3 protein-coding genes and 1 pseudogene are annotated in these 3,793 nt (G+C 70.8%); 3 read left to right on the top strand and 1 reads right to left on the bottom strand.

Annotation, left to right across the window (positions count from 1 at the left end; translation table 11 throughout):
• Together ACV4UX_RS17785 and ACV4UX_RS17790 are read left to right on the top strand one after the other, a co-directional pair.
• Nucleotides 1-920, top strand: a pseudogene (locus ACV4UX_RS17785) (hypothetical protein); the annotation flags it as partial.
• A 3-nt stretch (nucleotides 921-923) separates the two neighbouring features.
• Nucleotides 924-1,421, top strand: a complete 498-nt coding sequence (locus tag ACV4UX_RS17790; RefSeq protein ID WP_491594617.1) for a hypothetical protein — start codon at nucleotides 924-926, stop codon at nucleotides 1,419-1,421.
• Between the two features lie 218 nt (nucleotides 1,422-1,639).
• Here ACV4UX_RS17790 and lhgO read toward each other — a convergent pair whose 3' ends face one another.
• Nucleotides 1,640-2,848 (bottom strand): L-2-hydroxyglutarate oxidase, encoded by a 1,209-nt coding sequence (gene lhgO, locus ACV4UX_RS17795; protein ID WP_491594618.1) that lies wholly within the window; start codon nucleotides 2,846-2,848, stop codon nucleotides 1,640-1,642.
• A gap of 87 nt (nucleotides 2,849-2,935) precedes the next feature.
• Between lhgO and ACV4UX_RS17800 the strand changes: the two genes are divergently transcribed.
• Nucleotides 2,936-3,793 (top strand): DUF748 domain-containing protein (locus ACV4UX_RS17800; RefSeq protein ID WP_491594619.1); only part of this gene is annotated, 858 nt, incomplete at its 3' end.

Below are 3,793 nucleotides of genomic sequence, written 5' to 3' on the forward strand. Positions count from 1 at the left end.
CGACCAACCGCTGCCGCGGCCTTGTCATCCTCTGCGACTCCCTGGCCATGGGCGCGTCCGGTTCCATCTCCATGACGGCGCGCGGCGCGGCCGGAAGCTCGTCCTGGGTGAACCAGAACATCCTCGTCCCCTCCGCGATCACTTTGTCCGGGACCCTGGCAACCCTGCGGGATTTTCTCGATTGGATCAGGAGCACCGGATTCTGCGTCTTCGATCCGAACCTGTACGCAGTCCGTCGGGCAGGGCTCGCGGACGTTCAGGGCGACTACCCCTCGTGGTCCGGCACGGCGATCGTCGTTGCGTCCGGGTGCGGCGCGGAGCAGTACAACGCGGGGTCCGCAGGAAACGCCGGGACAAACGCCCCTGGCGGCGGCGGGACGGGGGGCTCCGGAACGAGCAACACGTTCTCTGCCCCTGGAAAGGTTTGGGGCGGCGGACCCGGGACCGGGGCGCAAGCGACTCCCAGCGTCCCCGCAGGAACAAACAAGACGTCCTCTGTGCTGGCTGACAGGTACGGCGGCGCCGGGGGGGCGGGCCAGGGCTACGGCAACGAGGCGGACGGCGGCGGCGCAGGGAATCCCGGCGGGAGCGGTAACGGAGTCGGGACGCCGCTCGCTGGCTCCAGCGGCACGGGTGGCGTCCTGATCGTAATCTGCCGTGGGGCCGTCAACCTGACGGCAGGCCACGCGCTGACGGCGCACGGGTCTGCGGGCGGGGGCGCTTCCGGCGCAACCGCGAACAAAGGCGGCGGCGGTTCCGGCGGCGGATTTGTCGGCCTGTTCCGCAGCGGCGCGCTCACCGGCACGCTCAACGCCACGGCGACCGGCGGTTCCGGCGGCTCCGGGGCTGACGGGGCGGGCGGCGCCGGCGGCGCGGGAGCCGTCGTATCGAAAACCTTCACCGAAATGGGATGGAGCTAGACCATGCTGACCCTTCTGCACTCGCCCTACGACGCGGATTCCCGCGCCTTCCTGGCCGCGCTCGGCGTGGCCGAACCCGAAGCGCCCAACCTGACCGTGGACGTCGGCGGCCACGCCGTGCGGGTCATCTCCGAACACGTGCTGGCCGTGACCCTGTGCCCTGCGTTCCCGGGTTATCCGTCGTTCATCGCGTCCGACGGGCGCGTCCTGCACGGTCCGGCGTCCTGGAGTTCCTGCATGGACTTCGAAATGAATCCACAGAGCGGGACCGCCTGCTGCGAGATAACACGCCTGGATTTCCTGGCGCGCTTCACCGAGGCCGAGTTGGTGGCGCTCAAGAGCCTGGAGGCCTCCGACCCCAACGTGGGGCTCTTCTGGGAAGAGTGGCGCGCGGCCTCCACCGTGCGCGGCGACGATCCCAGGACCGTCCGCGCCCTGGACTACATGACCGCCCAGGGACACCTGGCCCCGGGCAGAAAGGAGGAGATCCTGACGTTTTAGACCCGAGGCTCTGAAGGGCTGGACCCAGTTGCTCTGACCATGCCCATGGGGTTGGCCCGTGTCCGGCAAGGGGGGACAGGCGACTGAGACCCCGCGAGCGGAGCTGCCCCGGCGCGTTCCTGCCGGAACCGCCGGGGCGCTCTCATGGATGTCTTGGCCCGTGGCGCGCCGATCCCAGGCCCGGAGGCCACCGGGTGGACCCGGGAGCGATCGGGGGGCTAGGCCCCGGCCGATCCCGAGAGGCCCAGCACCGTGTCCGCCAGGCCCGGGGCCATGGCCATGGAGGCCGTGAAGGCCGGGGAGATGGCGTTGAGCACGTGCAGCTCGGCCGGACCCGTTTCGGTGACGAAGTCCATGACCATGGCGTTTTGTTCCACGTCCACCAGTTGGGGCCGGATGCCTGCCTTGGGGCTCGCAAGCACGTCGGCGGGGTCGAGAACGTCCACCAGGCGGGCTGCGTCCGCGAAGAAGTGCTTGAAAAGGTATTTGCGCGGCTCGCTCAGGGCCACGCGGCGAAACACCGGGCTCGCCGCGAAGAGCATGGCGTCGCGCCAGAGGATGGACGGGGCCTCGGCGTCCAGGCCCTTCAGGAGCCCGTAGTTCTCGCGCCCCAGGGCCGGGATGGCCGTGGGGCCGAGGTAGACCTCTCCGTACACCGAACGCGTGAAGTGCACCCCCAGGAAGGGCGTGGCCGGGTCCGGCACGGGGTAGACGCTGCCGCGCACCAGGTGGGAGGCCTGGGGCCTAAGCTTGCGGTAGAGTCCCTTGAAGGGGACGAGCATGTAGCGCAGACCCTTGCCGAAGGCGTGGGCAAGCCGGTCGGCGTGCGCCCCGGCGGCGTTGGCCATGGCCCCGTAGGCCAGGCGTCCGGCGCTGGTCTCCAGTGAGCCGGGGCCGGACGGACCGTGCACGCGCACGTTGAAGCGGATCTCGGCGCGCCGGGACTGGCGCAGGTCGTCGCGCAGGCCCGCCAGCACGGCCTTGGGGTCCACCACGGCCGTGAGCGGCGAATGGATGGCCCGGCCCACGGTGCGGGCATGGGGTTCGATCTCGCGCAGTTCGGACTCGTCCACCAGGCTCACGGCGGCCCCGGCGCTCTGGGCGCGCTCGAAGAGGGCTTGCAGGCGGGGCAGCTCCTCATGGCTTTTCGTCACGATCACCTTGCCGGACTCTTCAAGCGGGAGGCCCCGCTCGCGGCAGTAGGCGCGCATGAGCCGGTTTCCGGCGAGGCAGCTCAGGGCGCGGGCGCTGCCGGGGGCGTAGTAGATGCCCGCATGGAGCACCCCGGAGTTGCGGCCCGAGGCGTGCCGCCCGGGGGCTTCCTCTTTTTCCAGCACCAGCACGCGCGCCCCGCGCGCCACAAGCTCCCTGGCCAGGGTCAGGCCGATGATCCCGGCCCCCACCACGACGATTTCCGCTGTTTCCATGGCGGGATACTGCCTTCAGGATCGCGAAAACGCAAGAAACCCCGAAGGGGGATTCCGGCGGAACGCGAAGCGTGCTAGCAAGGGGCCATGCCCTTCACCCCGGAATTCCTCGAATGCCTCGCCCGCTGGCGCACGCGCCTGGCGGGCCTGCCACGGGCCCTTGCGACCGCCGGGCCTGGAGGCGCGGCAAGGCTGGCCTGCGCGGCGGCGCTCTGGGCGGCGCACGGCGCGCTGCTGTGGCTCCTGGTCTCAGGGGTGGCGGCCCCGGCCCTGGCCAAGCGTTGGCTGGCCCAGGAGGCCTCCGCCGCCCTGGGACGGACCGCGACGCTGGAAGAGTTGTCCTTCGATCCCTTCCGCTTCGCCCTGCGCGCCCGGGGGTTTTCCGTGACCGCGCGCGACGGGGGCGTCCTGGCCTCCTTCGAGAGCCTGGAACTGGATCTGGACCCTCTGGAACTGGCCTCCGGGAGGGCCGCCCTGCGCCGCTTCCACCTGGACAAGCCCGCCCTGCGCCTGGTGCGCGAGGCCGACGGCAGCCTCAACGTCTCCGACCTGCTCCCCGCGCCGGGAAGCCGGGGGACGCGCCAGCGGCGAAGCCTGGAGCTCGTCCCTCCCGGCGTGCGCTTCCGGCTCGAAGACATCCGGGTGTCTGGAGGTTCCGTGGTCTTCGACGACCGCCAGAACGGCGAACTGCAGGAACTGACCAACCTGAGTCTGGACATCGAGTCCCTCTCCAGCGACCAGTCCGGCCCCATGGAGCTTTTCAGCACGCGCGCCGAGCTCAACCGCTCGCGCCTGACCCTCACCGTGAGCGCCGACCTCTCCGGCCCGGCCCCGGAACTCCAGGCCCGCCTGGACGCGTCGGACCTGGAGCTCAAGCGCTACACCCCCTACCTGCTGCCGCTCAAGAAGCCCCTGGACGCCGTGATGAACGAGGCCGGGTTCACG

This window comes from Fundidesulfovibrio sp. (genome assembly GCF_058402725.1).